The sequence below is a fragment of the Pseudoclavibacter sp. VKM Ac-2888 genome (assembly GCF_015351285.1).
In the GTDB taxonomy this organism is placed as follows: domain Bacteria; phylum Actinomycetota; class Actinomycetes; order Actinomycetales; family Microbacteriaceae; genus Pseudoclavibacter.
On sequence record NZ_JADKSM010000003.1, the window covers coordinates 64,528 to 82,450 of the forward strand.

A 17,923-nucleotide genomic window follows, 5' to 3' on the forward strand; every position below is an offset into this window, starting at 1 on the left:
TTGCTACACTCGAATCAATCTTGGGGGAGGTTATCGTGGCATCGCAGGCGGAGCAAGAATCGGGTCGACAGTCGTCGGCGCAGCCAGGACAGTCATCGGCGCGGTCGTCAATGGAGACGGCTGTCGTGGACGCGCTCCTCGAGGCGCGGTGCCAGCTGACAAGCCTTCCGGACGCGGAGATCGTCGTCGTGCTCCGCGAGCTCGCTGCTCGCCGACGCGTCCTGGACGCCGCGCTCGTTGAGGTAGCCGGTGAACTCTTGCGCCGCGAAGACGAGTCTCCGCGAGCGGAGACGGTCGCTCGGAAGTCCGGGTTCCGGAACCTCCCAGCCATGGTCGAGCAGGTGCTCGCGGTGAAGCCCTTCGAGGCGAAGACCCTCGTGCAGCTCGCAGAGGCGACGAGGGAGCGGATGAGCGCCACAGGCGAGCCGATCCTCCCGAGGTACGCGGAGGTGTCGAAGGCGGTGGGCTCCGGGGTTATGTCGGTGGCGCAGGCAGCCGCGATCACGAAGGGCCTCGACCGCACCGGCAACCGGGTGGACGTCGACGAGCTCGCCCGCGCCGAGGGTGAGCTGGTCGCGTCCGCGTGCGGCCTGAATCCAGAAGATGAACAGCCCGCGGTGCCGAAGGTGCTCGAGGTGCAGGCCGCGACCTGGGTTTCCTACCTCGATCCCGACGGCGACGAGCCGCGCGCCGACAAGATCGCCGAGCAGCGCGGCCTGTGGTTTACGCGGCGTACGGACGGTGCCGTCACCGGCAAGTTCGTCGCGACGCCCGCGCAAGGCGAGCAGCTGATCTCAGTCTTCGACGCCCTCCTCTCCCCGCGCCGAACCGTGGAGTTCCCGGCCGCGTCCGAGTGCGGGGAGCCACTCGCGCCAGCACTCGGTGCCGACGAGCTCCCATTGTCCGACGAACCTGATGACAGTCGAGACAGTGGTGACGCCGAGGTTCCGCTGATGGACCCGCGCTCGATCGAGCAGCAGCGCATCGACGCGCTCACGATGATCCTCCGCGCCTACGCCGAGTCACCCGACGCGCCCCGCACCGGCGGCGAGGCACCAACGGTCATCATCGTCACCACCACCGCCGGACAAGACGGCACAGCCACCCGACCCGAAGACCTGCCCCACCTCGAGCGCACCGGAGAGCCAATCCCACCGTCAGTCGCAGCCCAGATCATCTGCGACGGGCTCATCCGCATCGCGAGCACCGACACCAACGGCGAGATCCTCGACCTCGGCCGCAAACAACGCCTCTTCACCACCGCCCAACGCCGGGCGATCGCAACCCGCGACCGACACTGCCGCGCACCCGGATGCAGCGCACCAGTCCGCTGGTGCGAAGTGCACCACGCCCTCCCCTGGAGTCAGGGCGGACCAACCGACACGAAAGACGGCATCCTGCTGTGCTCCTTCCACCACCACGAAGTCCACCGCGAGAGACTCACCCTCACTCGCAGCAGCAACGGACGCTGGCACGTCGTACCCGCCATCGGACACCACATGCCACGCAGAACAGTCAGACGCCGCGGATACGCACCCAGCAACACCCAGGCCGCCCGCCCACAGGTCAACCGAAGACCTTGAAGCTCTTCAACCTTGAAGACCTGCGCCCCTGCAAGCACACAACCCCTCGGTGCCGCAGACCGCGGCCCAACGGGTCAACGAACCCACAAACTCACAAACCCTTCACGGGCTCACGGCCGACCTACCTCCGCACCCCTGGCCGCGGCAAGCACAACCTTGATCGTGGCCGCATCATCGGGAACCGTCGGGTCAAGACCTGCCACCGAGGCGAACTTCGCCAGCCGGTTCATGATCGTATTCCGGTGGCAGAACAGCACACCCGCGGCCTTCGACGCCGAACCGGAGGCCATGTACACCTCGACGGCTTCCACCAGAAGGTCCCGTTCCGATGAAGGCAGGAGCGCGAAATCGCGGAGCGCATCCGCAGCCAGGCTCGACGCCACCGGTCCAAGCCTCCGGACGACAAGACTCGGCCAGTGCTGCGCGAGCACGGCAGCACGCCCCGGAACAGCGAACTCAGCCAGCTCGGACGCCAGCTGCCACATCTCGCTCAGCGACGACAGCGTCGCCGCCGACTGGGAAACACCCACCTGCAGATCCGCGAGCGCCAGCTGCACCAACACACCCGACGAACCTGACCGACCTGACGAAGACGAACCGAACGGACCGGACGAACCGGACGAACCCGACGGACCCGACGGACCGGACGAACCGACCACACCGGCCACATCCGACGTCCCTGCGATCACCGCGAACTCGACACCATCCAGGCGCAGGCACACCGCCGCAGGGAAGACGTCCTGCACATCCGCGGCGAACCCGGCCGCCGCATCCTGATGCGCGACGGCGACCCAGTAAGGTCCAGTGAGCGGAATCTCGAGCGCCTCCGCCGCCTGCACGTGCAGCTGCGAGTCATCGACCCCACCCCGCAGCAGACGACGCAGCAGGAACGCCTGCTCCTGCTCAAGCTCCGCCTTCACCTGCCCAAGCTCGAGCATGTACCCCGACTGCACGCTCGTCGTGTGCGCCTCCACAACCTCCCAGATCGCGACCACGTCGTCGGACAGGCGGTCCGCCTCCCCAGGCAGACGGTCGTTGAGCGCCTGCCAGATGAACCGGAAATCCATGCGCACCGCCCGCAGCAACGACTCGAGCGGCACCCCCTGCCGGACCCGCTTCCGGCCGATGGCCCGCGAGTGCGCCCGCAGCTCATCCTCGAGCCGCTCCCCGCCCAGCTGGCGGAACATGAGGCCCAGCGTCGTGAATGCCGTGCTGTGCACGTCGCGCTCCGCGATGACCGACTCCACGTAGCCGGTCAGCGTGCGCACCTGGCTCACGTAGAGCGTCGTGATCTCATCGAGGTCGGCGAGGCACGACCGGATACCGCGCCGCAACGCTGGCGAAACAGTCACGTCATCCATTCGCCAAAACCCCGCTCAGATTGTGCATTCGCACATCTTAGCCGCGCATTCGAGTGGGCCTGGCGATTGCCCAACCCCGCCGATCCGGGGTTGCATAGGAACACCGACGTCACCGCAGACGTGCACGTTCACATGCAGGCCTTTCCCCAACATCGGAGCCACCATGTCCCACAACACCCAGACCCCCGCCTCGGGCGCAGCCTCGGGCCCACCCTCGGGCGCACCCGCCAGCGCGCCGAAGGTCAGCCTCAAAGACGCGCGGCGCATCGCCTTCGCCGCCTTCGTCGGCACCGCACTCGAGTGGTACGACTACTTCCTCTTCGGCACCGCCGCGGCCCTCGTCTTCAACCGCCTCTTCTTCACCGACCTCGACCCGGCCGGCGCCACCCTCGCCGCCTTCGCGACCTTCGGCGTCGGCTTCGCGGCCCGCCCGATCGGCGCCGTCGTCTTCGGCTGGATCGGCGACCGCTACGGCCGCCGCCCCGCCCTCCTCACCACCATCGTCATGATCGGATGCGCGACAGGACTCATCGGCGTCCTCCCCGACTACCTGGCAGTCGGCATCGCAGCCCCCATCATGCTCGCCGTCCTCCGCCTCGTTCAGGGCTTCGCCGTCGGCGGCGAATGGGGCGGCGCGACCACCATCGCCATCGAGCACTCCCCCGAGAAGATGCGCGGACGCTTCGCCGCCCTCGTGCAGATCGGCTCCCCCGTCGGCACCCTCGTCTCCTCCGGCGCCTTCGCCCTCGTGCTCATGATGCCGCCCGAGACCTTCGACGCGTGGGGTTGGCGCCTCCCCTTCCTCCTCGCGTTCCCGCTCCTCGGCATCGCCCTCTACATCCGCCTCAAGGTGGAGGAGTCCCCCGTCTTCAAGGAGCTCGCCGCGGCCGGCGAACAGGTCAAGGTCCCCGTCCTCGAGCTCTTCCGCAAGTCCGGGCTGCGCCTCCTCGTCGCCGTCGCAGCAGCCATGCTCGGCGTCGGAGGGTTCTACATGATGACCACCTTCGTCGTCTCCTACGGCACAAACGTGCTCGAAGTCGACCGGCAGGTGATGGTCAACGCGACCCTCATCGCCGCCGTCCTCCAGATCGGCGTCACCATCTTCGCCGGCCGCCTCGCCGAACGCTTCGGCCCAGGCCGCATGACCGTCGTCGGCGGGCTCACCACCGGCATCGCCGCCTTCCCGCTCTTCTGGCTCATCGACACCGAGAGCCCCATCGCTATCACGGCAGCCGTGAGCATCGGCATCGCCCTCATCACCCTGTCGTACGCCGTCACCGGGGCCCTCCTCGCGGAGCTCTTCCCGCCCCGACTCCGCTACAGCGGCGTCTCCCTCGGCTACAACCTCGCCGGCGCCATCAGCGGATTCCTGCCCCTCATCGCGACCGCACTCATCACCGTCGGCGACGGCTCATCCTGGCCCGCCGTGCTCGTCCTCATCGGCATCTGCCTCGTCACCGTCATCGGCGGCGCCTTCGGCGAGCGGATGCGCCTCCGCGACGACATCGTCGAGATCGACCACAACGCGTAACCGACACCGCCAGCTCACGGACCGCGTGCGCCCCACCGCGAGCGCCCCACACAACGACGAGCGCCCCCGCCCGACCGCGAGCGCCCCCAAACGAAAGCAGGACCAGAGCATGACCACACCGACCAGCAGCGACATCGACTCCAGCGCCACCCCCACCCCCGCCCCCACCACGACCACGACCCACGCCACCGCGACGGCCAGCCCCCTCAGCGACGAGCAGCGCCAGCGCATCCTCGACGCCGTCGACGCCGCCTTCGACCAGCAGGTCGCCTTCACGCAGGAGCTCGTCCGGCACCCGTCGCTTCGAGCCAACGAGTCGTCGGCGCAGGACCTCCTCTACGGCGCCATGGCCGGCCGCGGCCTCACCATGGACCGCTGGGAGCTCGACCCCGTCGAGCTCGCCGCCCACCCGGGAGCCGGAGCAGTCGAGATCTCCTACGAAGGCCTCGAGAACGTCGTCGGCACCTTCACCCCACCCCAGGAACGCGGAAGCTCGCTCATCCTGAACGGACACATCGACGTCGTCCCTGAAGGCCCCGAGAGCCAGTGGGCGCGGTCCCCGTGGGACGCGACCGTGCGAGACGGCTGGCTGTACGGCCGCGGCAGCGGCGACATGAAGGCAGGCCTCGTCGCCAACCTGTACGCCTTCGACGCCGTCCGGGCGGCGGGCCTCGCGCCGACGGGTCGCATCCACTTCGAGTCCGTCGTCGAGGAGGAATGCACCGGCAACGGCTCCCTCTCCGCGCACCTGCGCGGCTACACGGCCGACGCCGTCCTCATCCCAGAGCCCGAGGAGGACATGCTCGTGCGCGCCAACACGGGCGTCATCTGGCTGCGCCTCCGCGTCGACGGCAAGCCCACCCACCCCCGTGAGATGCAGACCGGCTTCAATGCCATCGACGCCGCCTACTACGTCATCGGCGAGCTCCGGAAGCTCGAGGCAGACTGGAACGCCAAGCAGGGCGAGCACCGCTACTTCGAGGACCTCGACCACCCCATCAACTTCAACGTCGGCAAGATCCAGGGCGGGGACTGGGGCTCCAGCGTGCCGGCCTGGTGCGAGGTCGACGTGCGTGTCGCCCTCTACCCCGGCATCACCGCAGACGCGGCCTGGGCCGAGATCACCGACGCCCTCGACGGCGTCACCGCAGACGGCAACGGCAACCCCATCGTCACGACCGCGACGAAGACCGGCTTCTACGCCGAGGGGTACGTCCTCGAGGAGGGCGGCGCCGCCGAGCGGGCGCTCGAACGCAGCCACAGCGCAGCGTTCGGGGGCGCCGAGCTCGAGTCGTTCGTCACCCCCGGCTACCTCGACGGGCGAGTCTTCGTGCAGTACGCCGACACCCCCGCGCTCGTCTACGGCCCCGTCTCCGAAGCCATCCACGGCTACGACGAGCGGGTGAACCTCGAATCGGTGCGCCGCATCACGAAGTCGATCGCGCTCTTCATCGCCGAATGGTGCGGGGTGGAGTAGCCAGCAGCGAGTAGCCAGCAGCCAACACGCGCCGCGCGCGGCCTCCACCTCGGGACCCACCGAGCAGTCGAGGTCGTGCGCGGTTTGTCACACCCCGAGGCGACGCGTCAGCTGAGCCTCGCCCCCTCGGCGATCGCGAACCCACCCTCGCCGTCCGATTCGACGAAGAGCAGCTCGTGAGAAGCGACGTGCCCAGCGAGCATCGGCACACCGGTCGCCGCGCACTCCTCGAGCAGAGCACGCCTCGTGGACTCCGCGACCTCCTTCATGGAGCAGAAGCTCGACGACAGACCGGGCTCAGCGACCTGCAGGACGTGGTGCAGCGCATCCCCGGAGATGATCGCGACCGTCGAACCCGACGCCGGGTCGAGCACCCGAACCACCATGTGCCCCGGAGTATCGCCGGGCGCGTGCTCCAGCACAACGGACGGCGACGCCCGATACGGAAGCTCGACCACGTCCGCCTGCCCCGCCAGGAAGACCGGCTCGATCGAGTCGGCCCAGAAGTCACCGTTGCGCTCGAACATGCCCCTGGCGCTCGGCCCCGTGATGAAGGCGCGATCGAGCTCGTTGAACAGGTAGCGCGCGTTGGGGAACGTCGGCGACCACCCGCCCGCCGCATCCGCCGCCGTGTTCCATCCGACGTGGTCGCAATGCAGGTGCGTGTTGACGACGACGTCGACCTCGGCAGGGTCGACGATCGTGGCGAGCTCCTCGAGCCACGTCGTGGCGAGCCCGTTCCACATGTCCCGGATGCGCGGCTTGCCGTTCCCGACCCCCGTGTCGACCACCGCGACGAAGCCGCGTGAGCGCACGACGTAGCTGCTCGACGCCATCACGAGGCGGTCGGTGCTCGCTTCGTAGTCGTCCGGCCCGAGGGCGGCGATCTGCGGACGGAGCGGGTCGGTATCGACGAACATCTCCTCGACGGGGAGCATCGCCGAACGCGACTCCTCGATGCGGTAGATCTGCGTGTCGCCTGCTGTCAGCAGCGGTCGCATGGTGCCCTCCTCGACGTGTTCGAGTCCCCGAGCGCCACTTCTGGCGCACGTGAGACCCCGGGCCAGGTGGCCTGCATCCACCCTGAGTGCACCATGTTGCCTGGAGGTTTCATTGCATGCAATGAGTGTTACCAGCGCGTAAAAAGCCGCCTATCTGGTCAAGATTGCATGCAGTTTGCGGCTAGCGTCCATCTCACCGGCTCAGAACATAGCCGAACCACCACCGCTTCACCGCCTCACCGCACCCTGCTTCTCACCGCACCCCAGCTCCTCCTCCCAGCTCCGCTCACCTCGTCGCTCCCGGAAAGGACGCGCATGCGTTCCCACAGACTTCGCGTCGGCACCGCCGTCGCCATGCTCGGCATCACCACCCTCGCCGTCACCGCCTGCTCCACCGGATCATCCTCGGCCTCGGAAGACGCCACCTTCGCGGTCAACATCGCCGCGCTCGAGGGCGCCCCCACCTTCGACCCCGCCGCCAACATGCGCGGCTCCGCCTTCAACTACGCTGCCGCCGCCTACGAGAGCCTCGTCACGAGCGACGCCGAAGGCGCCCTCCAGCCGGGCGTCGCCACGGCCTGGGAGTACACGAGCCCCACCGAGCTCACCATGGACTTCCGCCTCGACAGCGTCTTCGAAGACGGCTCCCCGATGACCGTCGAGCTCATCAAGGCCAACCTCGAGCGCTACCAGGAGACTCCGGGCACCTACCAGGCGCGCCTCAACTCGATCGACGCGATCGAGGTCGTCGACGAGGACACCCTGAAGTTCAGCCTCAACACCCCGGACCAGTCGCTGCCGGAGGCCTTCTCCCTCACCGTCGGCATGATGGTCAGCCAGGCCGCCCTCGACGACCCGACGCTGCTGCTCACCGACACCTACGGCTCCGGGCCGTGGATCCTCGACTCCTACACGGAGGACAGCGAGTACAGCTACATCCGCAACCCCGAGTACGCGGGCCCCATGGACGTGCAGGTCGACGAGCTCAACATGTTCGTCATCACCGACCTGACCGCCCAGCTCAATGCGCTCCTCGCCGGCGACGTCGACATCATCTCCGCCCAGTGGAGCCAACGCGACCAGGCGGAATCCCAGGGCTTCGCAGCCGCCTCCAACGAGTCCAACGTCGGCGGCCTCATGCTCTTCGACCGCGGCGGCGACGTCATCCCCGAGCTCGGCGACGTGCGCGTCCGACAGGCCATCAACTACGCCCTCGACCGCGACGCCATCGGCACCGCCCTCTGGAGCGACTACCAGCGAGGCACCTCCTCCGTCTTCGGCAAGTTCACCTCCGCCTACGACGAGTCGCTCGACGACTACTACGAGTACAACCCGGAGAAGGCGAAGCAGCTCCTCGCCGAGGCCGGCTACGCCGACGGGTTCGAGCTCCCCATCCTCAGCCGCACCATGTTCGGCGAGAACAAGCGCCTCGAGGCGACCATCCCCTACCTCGAAGCCGTCGGCATCACCGCCACCCTCTCCGACCGCACGAACGACTACTTCGACGCCATCACCAACAAGGAGTTCGGCGCATCCCAGGGACAGCAGAACGGCGGCATCGACTCCTACGTCAACAGCATGAACATGCTCGCCCCCAACGCGCAGCTCAACCCGTTCGGCACCGACGACCCCGAGCTGACGGCCCTCATCGCCGACGCCTCCAGCGAGCTCGACGCCGACGCGGCAGCCACGAAGTGGCAGGCGGTCAACAAGTGGGTCGTCGAGAACGCCTGGTTCGCACCGGTCGCCTTCTACCACACGCACACGGTGTGGGATGCGGAGAAGCTCGGCGGCGTCGAGCTCGCCGCCGGCCAGGTCTTCCCGCTCCCCTTCAGCTGGACCCCCGCCGAATAGGCACCCGGGCTCCCGCAGCAGCCGCAGCAGCCGCAGCACCGCGATACCCAGCACGCATCACGCATCACCGGATGCGCGGGGAGGCGCCCCTCCCCGCGCATCCGCCCAGCACCATCACCAAACTGAAAGGAGCACACGTGGCCCTCTACATCCTCCGGCGAGTCGGTATCACCGTGCTCATGGTCTTCCTCGTCGTCTCGGCCGCCTTCTTCCTCGTGGCCCTCATGCCGAACGACGTGACCCAGACCATCCTGGGCCCCGACGCCACCCCGGAGGCCCGCGCCCAGCTGCGTGACGAGATGGGCTTCAACGACCCGATCCTCGTGCGCTACCTCACCTTCCTCGGTGGCCTCCTGACCGGCGACCTCGGCGTCTCCTACCTCAGCCAGCAGTCGGTGACGATGCAGGTGCTCGAGCGGCTCCCCGTCACCCTCACCCTCTCGATGGGCGGCATCCTCCTCACGACCGTGCTCGGCATCGTGCTCGGCATCCTCGCCGCGAGCCGCGGCGGCTGGCTCGACACCATCATCCGCGGAGCCGCCGGCGTCATGCAGGCCATCCCGAGCTTCTGGCTCGCCGTGCTGCTGGTGCTCGTGTTCGCCGTGAACCTCAAGATGTTCCCCGCGTCCGGCTGGGAGCCCTTCACGGAGGACCCCGCCGAGTTCCTCCGCCGCATCACGCTGCCCCTCATCTCCATCGGCATCGCGGGCACCGCGGCGGTCGCCCGCCAGGCGAGGGTCGCGATGCTCGACGTGCAGGGCCGAGACTTCATGCAGACCCTGCGAGCGACGGGGCTCCCCGAGTGGCGCATCGTCTGGCTGCACGGGCTCCGCAACGCCGCCATCCCCGTCCTCACCGTCATCGGCCTCCAGTTCGTGGCCCTCTTCGGCAGCGCCGTGCTCATCGAGCAGGTCTTCGCGCTCCCCGGCGTCGGCAAGCTCGTCGTCGACTCCGTCAACCTCGGCGACATGCCCATCGTGCTCGGTGTCGTCGTCGCCCTCAGCGTCGTGATCCTCGTCATGAACCTCGTCATCGACATCCTCTACGGCATCATCAACCCGAAGGCGAGGCTCGCATGACCCGCGTCCGACGCACCGACACCGCCCTCTCCAGACTGCTCAGCAAGCCGGGAGCCGTCGTCGCCCTCGCCTTCCTCGTCCTCCTCGGCCTGTCGGTGATCTTCGCCGACCTCGTCGCCCCGCTCGACCCGCTCGCCCAGGACCTCGCTCTCGCGCGTCAGCTGCCGAGCACCGAGCACCTCCTCGGCACCGACGACCTCGGGCGCGACGTCTTCTCCCGCCTCATCCACGGCGGCGCAGCGACCCTCGGCGGAGCCGTCCTCGCGGCGGTCGTCGCGATGGGCATCGGCATCCCCCTCGGCATGATCGGCGGCTACTTCCGCGGCTTCACCGACACCCTCGTGTCGCGCTTCGCGGACTTCTTCCAGGCCCTGCCCACGATCGTCATCCTCATGGCCGTGATCGGCGCCTTCGGCAACAACACGACCGTCGCGATGGTGACCCTCGGCATCGCGATGAGCGACGGCTTCGTCCGCCTCGCCAGGGCCACGACGCTGCAGGTGCGGCGAGAGCTGTACGTGGATGCCGCGAACGTCGCCGGCATCGCACCCGGCCTCATCCTGTTCCGCCACGTGCTCCCCAACATCCGCGGACCGCTGCTCGTGCAGCTCTCCATCACGATGGGCGCCGCCCTCCTCATCCAGGCTGGCCTCGGCTTCCTCGGGCTCGGGACCCCACCCCCGGCGCCCAGCTGGGGCGGCATGATCAGCGAGGCCAGCGAGCTCATCTACCTGCACCCGTGGCTGCTCGTGCCGAGCGGCGTCATCATGATCCTCTCCATCCTCTCCTTCAACGTCGTCGGCGATGCGCTCGCCGGCAACCGCCCCGGGACCACCCTCGCCCGCTCCTTCTTCCGCAAGAAGCCAGCAGCCCAGGTCGCCACCAAGCCCGTTGCCGTCGACGACCCGCAGCCGGACGTGGACGACGCCATCGTCTCCGTGCGCGACCTCAGCGTCTCGTTCACCGACAGCACCGGCGAGTTCGCGGTCGTGCAGGGCGTCTCCTTCGACGTGCGCCGCGGCGAGGCCCTCGGCATGGTCGGCGAATCGGGATGCGGCAAGTCGGTGACCGCGAAGAGCCTGCTCGGCCTCGTCGCCCCAGGCGGCCGCGTCTCGAAGGGCGAGATCGTCATCGACGGCACCAACATCGTCGGGCAGAGCAACAAGCAGCTGCGCGCCGTGCGCGGCTCGAAGATCGCCCTCGTCTCGCAGGAGCCCATGACGGCCCTCGACCCGACGTTCACGATCGGAGCCCAGCTGCGCGAGGCCATCGCCCACCACACGGGCCGCAAGGCAGGCGAAGTGCAGGAGCGGGCGCTCGAGCTGCTCCGCCTCGTCGGCATGCCCGACCCGCAGCAGGCCGCCGCCAGCTACACGTTCCAGGTCTCCGGCGGCATGGCGCAGCGCGCCGCCATCGCCATGGCGCTGACGGGCGAACCCGAGGTGCTCGTCGCCGACGAGCCCACGACCGCCCTCGATGTGACCGTGCAGGCCGAGATCCTCGACCTGCTGCGGCGCCTCCGCGAAGAGCTCGGCCTCGCGGTCATCATCGTCACGCACGACCTCGGAGTCGTCGCGGACACGTGCGACCGCGCCGTCGTCATGTACGCCGGCCAGGTCATCGAGGAGGCCGACGTCGACACGCTCCTCACGGCCCCATCGCATCCCTACACCAGGGCCCTGCTCGCGGCGATGCCGGCCAACGCCGTCGCCGGAGTGCCGATGGATGCCATCAGCGGCGCCGTGCCAGCACCTCGCGACTGGCCGACCGGGTGCCGCTTCGCCGAGCGCTGCGCCTTCGCGACCGAGCGCTGCCGCACCTCCCCCGTCGCCCTCACCCTGCAGCGCCGCGGAAACGCAAACGCAAACGCAAACGCAAGCGGACTCGCAGATCAGCGCCCAGCCGTCGGCCAGCAGCGCTCCGGCATGGCCCGCTGCGTGCGGGTCGAGGAGGTCGCGAAGGCGGCCCGCACCGGCTCGGCCACCAAGAACTCCAGCGTGAAAGAGAGGAGCATCGCATGAGCGAAGAGCTGCTGAGCGTCGACCACCTCCAGATGCGGTTCAAGAACCCCCACAACCGCGCGCAGACCGTGCACGCCGTCGACGACGTGAGCTTCACCGTCGCCCCCGGCGAGATCCTCGGCGTCGTCGGGGAGTCCGGCTCGGGCAAGTCGACCATCGGGCGCTGCATCCTGGGCCTCGAGAAGCCGAGCGACGGCAGCATCCACTTCGGCGGTCGCGACCTCACGAAGCACTCGCTGCTCCGCAACCGTCGCGACATCGCCAAGCAGCTGCAGGTCGTCTTCCAGGACCCGTACAGCTCGCTCAACCCCTTCCGCACGATCGGACAGACCCTCGCGGAGCCGCTCCAGGCGGCCCTTCGCCTCTCCGACAAGCAGGCGGATGCGCGGGCTCGCGACATGCTCGAGACGGTCGGCCTCCCCCGAGCCGCGGCAGACCGCTTCCCCGGCCAGTTCTCCGGCGGTCAGCGGCAGCGCATCGGCATCGCGAGGGCCCTCATCATGCAGCCGCAGCTCGTCGTGCTCGACGAGGCGGTGAGCGCCCTCGACCTGTCGACGCAGGCGCAGATCCTCAACCTCCTCGCGCAGCTCGCGAAGGAACGCGGCCTCGCCTACATCTTCATCGCCCACGACCTCGACGTCGTCCGCTACATCTCGCACCGCACGCTTGTGCTCTACCGCGGACGCATCATGGAGCAGGGCCCGGCCGGTGACGTCCACAGCGCACCCCTGCACCCGTACACGGCGGCGCTCAACGCGGCAGCCCCCGTGACCGACCCGGTCGAGCAGCGCAGGCGGCGCACGGCGAGAGCGGCGGCGGCAACTGCAGCAACTGCGGCTGCAGCCGCGTCAGCCACCCCGCCCTCCCCTGCTTCCCCAGCCACCGGACAGCTCGGCTGCCCGTTCGCGGCCCGCTGCGCCTTCGCGCAGGAGGTGTGCCGCACGAAGCGACCGGCCGACACCCTCGTCGGCGAGCGAACCGTGGCATGCCACATGTACGACGCGACGAGCGGCCACACGCGCCTCGGCGCCGGCATGCCAGCGGCCGAGCTCATCGCGAGCTGAGCACCCCACCCCACCAGCTTCCACAATCCAGCCGCGGTGCCCCCGCACCGCGGCCACCCGAACACGAAGGAGCACGTCAATGCCAGACGTCACCGGATACCGCGCGAAGATCGGCGTCATCGTCCCATCGACCAACACGGTCGTCGAGCACGATGTCAACAAGCTCGCGCCCCACGGCATCACGTTCCACTGCGGTCGCATGTACGTCGAGCAGCAGGCCATGGGCGACCACACGAGCTTCATGGAGCTGCAGACGCAGATCCGAGGCTCCATGTCGGTGGCCCTGCGCGACGTCATGACGGCCCAGCCCGACCTCATGATGATGGGGATGTCGGCGCCCACCTTCAGCGGCGGCGTCGCCGGCAACGAGGCCTTCCAGACCGAGGTGAGCGAGCAGATCGGCGGCATGCCCGTCACCACCGGCGCATCCGCCTGCCGTGCCGCCCTCGAGACCCTCGGCGTGACGAAGATCTCCGTCTTCTCGCCATACCAGCCGGTCGCCGACAAATGGGTCGACCAGTACTTCACCGAGGCTGGCTTCGACGTCGTCAAGGTCACCGGCCTCCGCTGCCCCACCGCGACGTCGATCGCGAGCGTCACACCACGCGACCTCGTCACGGTGCTCGAGGAGATCGACACCCCCGAGACCGAGGCGATCGTGCAGGTCGGCACGAACCTGTCGTTCATCCGCATGGCCGACGAAGCCGAGACCTGGCTCGGGAAGCCCGTCGTCGCCATCAACACCGCCACCGTCTGGCACACCCTCAGGCAGGCCGGCTTCACCGACACCGTCGGTGGCTACGGCACCATCATCCGCGAATTCTGACCGCCACAGCGCACACAAAGGACCACACCATGACTGCTTCCCCCCAGTTCGATGTCATCGTCGTCGGCGGCGGCCCCGTCGGCACCACCACCGCCCTCAAGCTCGCGAAGCGCGGCATGACGGTCGCACTCTTCGAGAAGCGCGAGGCGAGCACGCTCGAGCACCGCGCATCCACCTTCCACCCGCCGACGCTCGAGATGCTCGAGGAGCTCGGGCTCACCCAGCCGCTCATCGACGCCGGCATCATCGCGCGCTCGTACCAGTTCCGGGATGCGACGATCGGCAAGATCGTCGAGCTCGACTTCGCGGTGCTCGACGACGACACGGCCTACCCGTACCGCGTCCAGGTCGAGCAGAGCCGCCTCACCGCGGCCGCCCAGCAGGTCATCTCCGGCGAGCCCAACGTCACGTCCACCCTCGGCGCCGAGGTCATCGCGATCCGTGAGAGCGACGACGGCTTCGAGGTGGACGTGCGCGGCGAGGACGGCGCCGTGAGCACCAGTACGAGCACCTACCTCGTCGCGGCGGACGGCTCGCGGTCCCTCGTGCGCGAGCACTACGACATCGACTTCTCGGGCCACACCTACCCGGAGCGCTACCTCGTCATCACGACGAGCCTGCCCCTGCACGAGATCCACGAGGACCTCGCCGTCGTCAACTACGTCGCCGACCCGGAGAACTGGCACGTCCTGCTGCGCAACCCCAGCGGCTGGCGCGTGCTCTTCCCCTGCGATCCCGCCCTCACGTCCGAGCAGCAGACCGACCCCGCCTACGTCGTGAGTCAGCTGCGGCGTGTGGTGCCCGAACTCGACGGCTACCCTGTTGTGCACGTCACCGTCTACGAAGTGCACCGCAAGGTCGCGCGGACGTTCCGCAAGGGCAACGTCTTCCTCGTGGGCGACGCGGCACACGTCAACAACCCGCTGGGAGGCATGGGCATGAACAGTGGAATCCACGACGGGCTCCTGCTCGCCGAGCTGCTGCCCGGCTACGCCAACGGCGAGGTCTCGAGCGAGGAGCTCGACGACTGGGCCGAGAAGCGCCGCGCCGTCGCCCGCCACTACGTCGGCGAGGAGACGGAGGGCAACTGGAACGCCCTCCGCGACACGAGCGAAGAGCGCCGCGCCGCGAAGCGCGCCGAGTGGGAAGCCCTCGGCCGCGACGAGACCGCCCGCCGACAGTTCCTCCTCACGTCCTCGATGCTCGCGAGCGTTCGATGATCGAGACCCCGACGCACGTGCTGCTGCCCGAGAGCCTCACGGGAGGCGACCTCGCCTACGCGGAGCTGCGCTCGCGCATCATGAGCGGCGAGTACGCGCCGCACACGGTGCTGCGCGCGCAGGCGCTCGCCGCCGAGTTCGGGCTCAGCAGGACCCCCATCCGCGAGGCGCTCCAGCGCCTCGCGGAGGCGGGGCTCGTGGCGTACATCCCCAACAAGGGCGCCACCGTCATCGGCTACACGACCGAGCAGATGGCCGAGACCTACTTCGTCCGCGCCTCGCTCGAGAGCCGCGCCGCCGGCCTCGCCGCCGACCGCATGACCGACGCCGACGCCGAGCTCCTCATCGACCGCATCGAGCGGATGGACCCCCTCGTCCACGCCAGCGACCAGGACGAGATCGTCGAGCTCGGCCGCCTCAACCGCGAATTCCACGAGCACATCGTGAAGGTCTCCGGCAGCCTGCAGCTGCAGACGCTCCTGCGCAGCGTCAGCCAGGTGCCCATGATGATCCGCAACTACCAGGCGTACGGCGACACGTTCCGCATCCGCTCGAACCACCATCACCGCGACATCCTGACCGCCCTGCAGACGGGCGACTCACTGTGGGCCGAGGTCGCGATGCGCTCGCACATCCTCGCTGCCCGCAACGCCGTGCTCCAGGGACCGGGCACCTCCACGACCGCTGGCGCTGCTCCCAACGAAGGCTGAGCCGTGTCGCGCACCACCGGGCCCACCACGGGGCCCGAGCAGCAGCATGCCCGGAATCCCCCGCTGGAAGGCGTTCGCGAGCCCAGTTCCGCGGCCCCCTCCACCCCCGCGGCCGACGCACCCACGCACGTCTGGCGAACCCGCCGCCCGGGCCGGACCGCAACCATCGCAGGCATCGGCACGACCGTCGTCACCGCGCTCCCCGTCTTCCTCGTCGGCGGCCTGTCCATGCAGCTGCGCGCCAGCACGGGGCTCACCGAATCGATGCTCGGCATCGTCGTCGCCGCCTACTGGGGTGCGTCGGCCCTCCTCTCCCCGCTGGCCGGCAGCCTCTCGACGAGGCACGGCTTCCGCTGGGGCATGGTCATGGCCTCCTCGATCGGCGGCCTCGCCCTCATCGGCATCGCCGCCTACACGCCGACGTGGCAGTGGCTGCTCGTCTGGCTCATCGTCGCCGGAGCGGGGAACTCGCTCGGGCATCCACCCTCGAACGCCCTCATGGGGGTCGGCGTCTCGACCCGACGGCGCGCCCTCGCGTTCGGCCTCAAGCAGGGAGCGGTCCCCCTCGCCACCTTCAGCGCCGGCCTCGCCGTCCCCGCCCTGGGACTCACGGTCGGCTGGCAGTGGACCTTCGCGATCGCAGGAGCGCTCGCCGCCGTCGCCGTCGCGTTCCTCGCCTGGCGGGTGCCGCGAACGCCGCGAACGCCACGCGCCACGCGCCGCACTCGAGAGCGGCTCCCCCGCGACCTGCGCGTCTTCCTCATCCTCGCCTCAGCCGCGAGCGGGCTCGGCGCCGCCCAATCGAGCGTCATCGGCGCCTTCACCGTCACGACCGCCATCGGCGTCGGCTACACGGCCGCCGTCGCGGGCCTCCTCCTCAGCCTCGGCTCGCTCGCGAACATCATCGCGAGACCCCTCGCGGGCTGGCTCGCCGACCGCGGCATCGGAGGGACCCTCACCACGGTCTCGCTCATGATGCTCTCCGGCGCCATCGGCCTCGGCGGCATGGCGCTCGCCCTCCCCTGGAGCTTCGCCACCGGCGTCGTCCTCGCCTTCGGACTCGGCTGGGGGTGGAGCGGACTGCTCCACTACGCCGTCTCCAACGCCGTGCCCCGCTTCGCAGCCCAAGCCACGGGGCTCGTGCAGTCGGGCGCCTATATCGGCAGCGCGGCCGGCCCCTTCGCGATGGGGTTCGTCTTCGAGTACTTCGGCCCGACCACCGGATGGCTCGCCGCCGCCGGCATCGCACTCATCGCCGCCACCACGGCCGCCATCGCCGCGCAGTTCCACCCCACGCGGCGCCGCGCGCGCGCCGAAGCCCGGGCGGGATCCCGCGAGGGATCCCGCAGCGAGGCCCGTATCGATGATCAGGCCGGGGCAGCCACGTGAACCCGCTGGCCTTCCGCTTCCAACTCCCGCACCCCCGCAACCACACGAAGGGCACCACCATGACCCCCACGACCACCGCGTCCACAACTGCACCTGCACCTGCATCCGCTGGCGTGTCCTCTGCCGACGCCACCGCCAACCTGGCCACCGACCTCTCCGCCGACAACGACTACGCGGCCGCGGGCTTCGGACAGCGCCTCGGCTTCGGACGGAGGCCCGCGCTCATCGTCATCGACTTCGTCGACGCCTACCTCGTCGAGTCGTCTCCCCTGTACGCGGGCGTCGAGGACGAGCTCGCCTCGGCCGCACGCGTGCTGCACTCGGCGCGGGCAGCCAGCATCCCGGTGCTCTACACGGTTGTCGAGCAGGACACGGGCCCCACGGGCGGCGGGGTCTTCGCCCGCAAGGCCGCCGGTCTCGCGACCCTCGCCACGGGGTCTCCCCTCGGCGCCATCGCGGCGCCCCTCACCCCGCAGCAGGGCGAGCCGATCCTCTCCAAGAAGTACGCGAGCTCGTTCTTCGGCACCTCCCTCGCCACCGACCTGACGGTGCTCGGGTGCGACAGTGTCATCCTCGTCGGGCTCTCGACGTCCGGATGCGTGCGGGCCACCGCCGTCGACGCCTGCCAGCACGGCTTCATCCCGCTTGTGGTGCGCGACGCAGTCGGCGACCGCCGCTCGGAGCCCCACGAGGCGGCCCTCTTCGACCTCGACGCCAAGTACGCCGACGTCGTCAGCGAGCAGGATGTCGTCACCTACCTGGCGGGCCTCGCAGCCAGCTTGGCGTAGGGCCACCCCCGGGCCCCGG

At 69.4% G+C, this 17,923-nt stretch carries 14 protein-coding genes; 12 read left to right on the forward strand and 2 right to left on the reverse strand.

Translation table 11 applies throughout. The annotated features are described in order from the left end of the window. Window positions 1-125 precede the first annotated feature (125 nt). On the forward strand, window positions 126-1,583 hold the full coding sequence (locus ITJ61_RS17675) for an HNH endonuclease signature motif containing protein (RefSeq protein WP_194687003.1): 1,458 nt from the start codon (window positions 126-128) through the stop codon (window positions 1,581-1,583). A 110-nt stretch (window positions 1,584-1,693) separates the two neighbouring features. On the opposite strand, the gene ITJ61_RS20410 is transcribed toward ITJ61_RS17675, so the two are convergent. Then, window positions 1,694-2,935, reverse strand: coding sequence for a helix-turn-helix domain-containing protein (locus tag ITJ61_RS20410; protein WP_194687004.1), 1,242 nt, complete (start codon window positions 2,933-2,935; stop codon window positions 1,694-1,696). A 172-nt stretch (window positions 2,936-3,107) separates the two neighbouring features. Between ITJ61_RS20410 and ITJ61_RS17685 the strand changes: the two genes are divergently transcribed. Together ITJ61_RS17685 and ITJ61_RS17690 are read left to right on the forward strand one after the other, a co-directional pair. Continuing rightward, entirely contained in the window at window positions 3,108-4,475 is a 1,368-nt protein-coding gene (locus ITJ61_RS17685; protein ID WP_104240505.1) for an MFS transporter, read from the forward strand. A 109-nt stretch (window positions 4,476-4,584) separates the two neighbouring features. Then, window positions 4,585-5,952, forward strand: a complete 1,368-nt coding sequence (locus ITJ61_RS17690; protein ID WP_194687005.1) for an ArgE/DapE family deacylase — start codon at window positions 4,585-4,587, stop codon at window positions 5,950-5,952. A gap of 107 nt (window positions 5,953-6,059) precedes the next feature. Here the strand turns inward: ITJ61_RS17690 and ITJ61_RS17695 are convergent, their stop codons facing one another. Next, the gene (locus tag ITJ61_RS17695) at window positions 6,060-6,953 is read right to left on the reverse strand and encodes an MBL fold metallo-hydrolase (protein ID WP_194687006.1); all 894 of its coding nucleotides are present in this window, start codon (window positions 6,951-6,953) and stop codon (window positions 6,060-6,062) included. 315 nt (window positions 6,954-7,268) lie between these two features. Between ITJ61_RS17695 and ITJ61_RS17700 the strand changes: the two genes are divergently transcribed. The 9 genes from ITJ61_RS17700 (at window position 7,269) to ITJ61_RS17740 (ending at window position 17,904) form a co-directional block, all read left to right on the forward strand. Beyond that, complete coding sequence (locus ITJ61_RS17700) at window positions 7,269-8,807, forward strand: ABC transporter substrate-binding protein (protein ID WP_194687007.1); 1,539 nt, start codon at window positions 7,269-7,271, stop codon at window positions 8,805-8,807. A 137-nt stretch (window positions 8,808-8,944) separates the two neighbouring features. Next, the gene (locus tag ITJ61_RS17705; RefSeq protein WP_194687008.1) at window positions 8,945-9,886 is read left to right on the forward strand and encodes an ABC transporter permease; all 942 of its coding nucleotides are present in this window, start codon (window positions 8,945-8,947) and stop codon (window positions 9,884-9,886) included. Further along, entirely contained in the window at window positions 9,883-11,907 is a 2,025-nt protein-coding gene (locus ITJ61_RS17710) for a dipeptide/oligopeptide/nickel ABC transporter permease/ATP-binding protein (protein ID WP_194687009.1), read from the forward strand. Before ITJ61_RS17705 ends, ITJ61_RS17710 begins: the two co-directional genes overlap by 4 nt. Beyond that, complete coding sequence (locus ITJ61_RS17715; RefSeq protein ID WP_194687010.1) at window positions 11,904-12,971, forward strand: oligopeptide/dipeptide ABC transporter ATP-binding protein; 1,068 nt, start codon at window positions 11,904-11,906, stop codon at window positions 12,969-12,971. The genes ITJ61_RS17710 and ITJ61_RS17715 overlap by 4 nt, the downstream gene beginning before the upstream one ends. Window positions 12,972-13,050: 79 nt before the next feature. After that, window positions 13,051-13,797, forward strand: coding sequence for an arylmalonate decarboxylase (locus ITJ61_RS17720; protein ID WP_104307870.1), 747 nt, complete (start codon window positions 13,051-13,053; stop codon window positions 13,795-13,797). 29 nt (window positions 13,798-13,826) lie between these two features. Beyond that, window positions 13,827-15,017 carry an FAD-dependent oxidoreductase gene (locus ITJ61_RS17725; protein ID WP_104329996.1) on the forward strand — a complete coding sequence of 397 codons (1,191 nt, stop codon included), beginning with the start codon at window positions 13,827-13,829 and terminating at the stop codon, window positions 15,015-15,017. Beyond that, a complete protein-coding gene (locus ITJ61_RS17730) occupies window positions 15,014-15,727 on the forward strand; it encodes a GntR family transcriptional regulator (protein WP_104240496.1) in 714 nt (237 codons plus the stop codon). The genes ITJ61_RS17725 and ITJ61_RS17730 overlap by 4 nt, the downstream gene beginning before the upstream one ends. A gap of 3 nt (window positions 15,728-15,730) precedes the next feature. Then, window positions 15,731-17,116 carry an MFS transporter gene (locus ITJ61_RS17735; RefSeq protein ID WP_194687011.1) on the forward strand — a complete coding sequence of 462 codons (1,386 nt, stop codon included), beginning with the start codon at window positions 15,731-15,733 and terminating at the stop codon, window positions 17,114-17,116. 59 nt (window positions 17,117-17,175) lie between these two features. Continuing rightward, a complete protein-coding gene (locus tag ITJ61_RS17740; RefSeq protein WP_194687012.1) occupies window positions 17,176-17,904 on the forward strand; it encodes an isochorismatase family protein in 729 nt (242 codons plus the stop codon). Window positions 17,905-17,923: the final 19 nt, after the last annotated feature.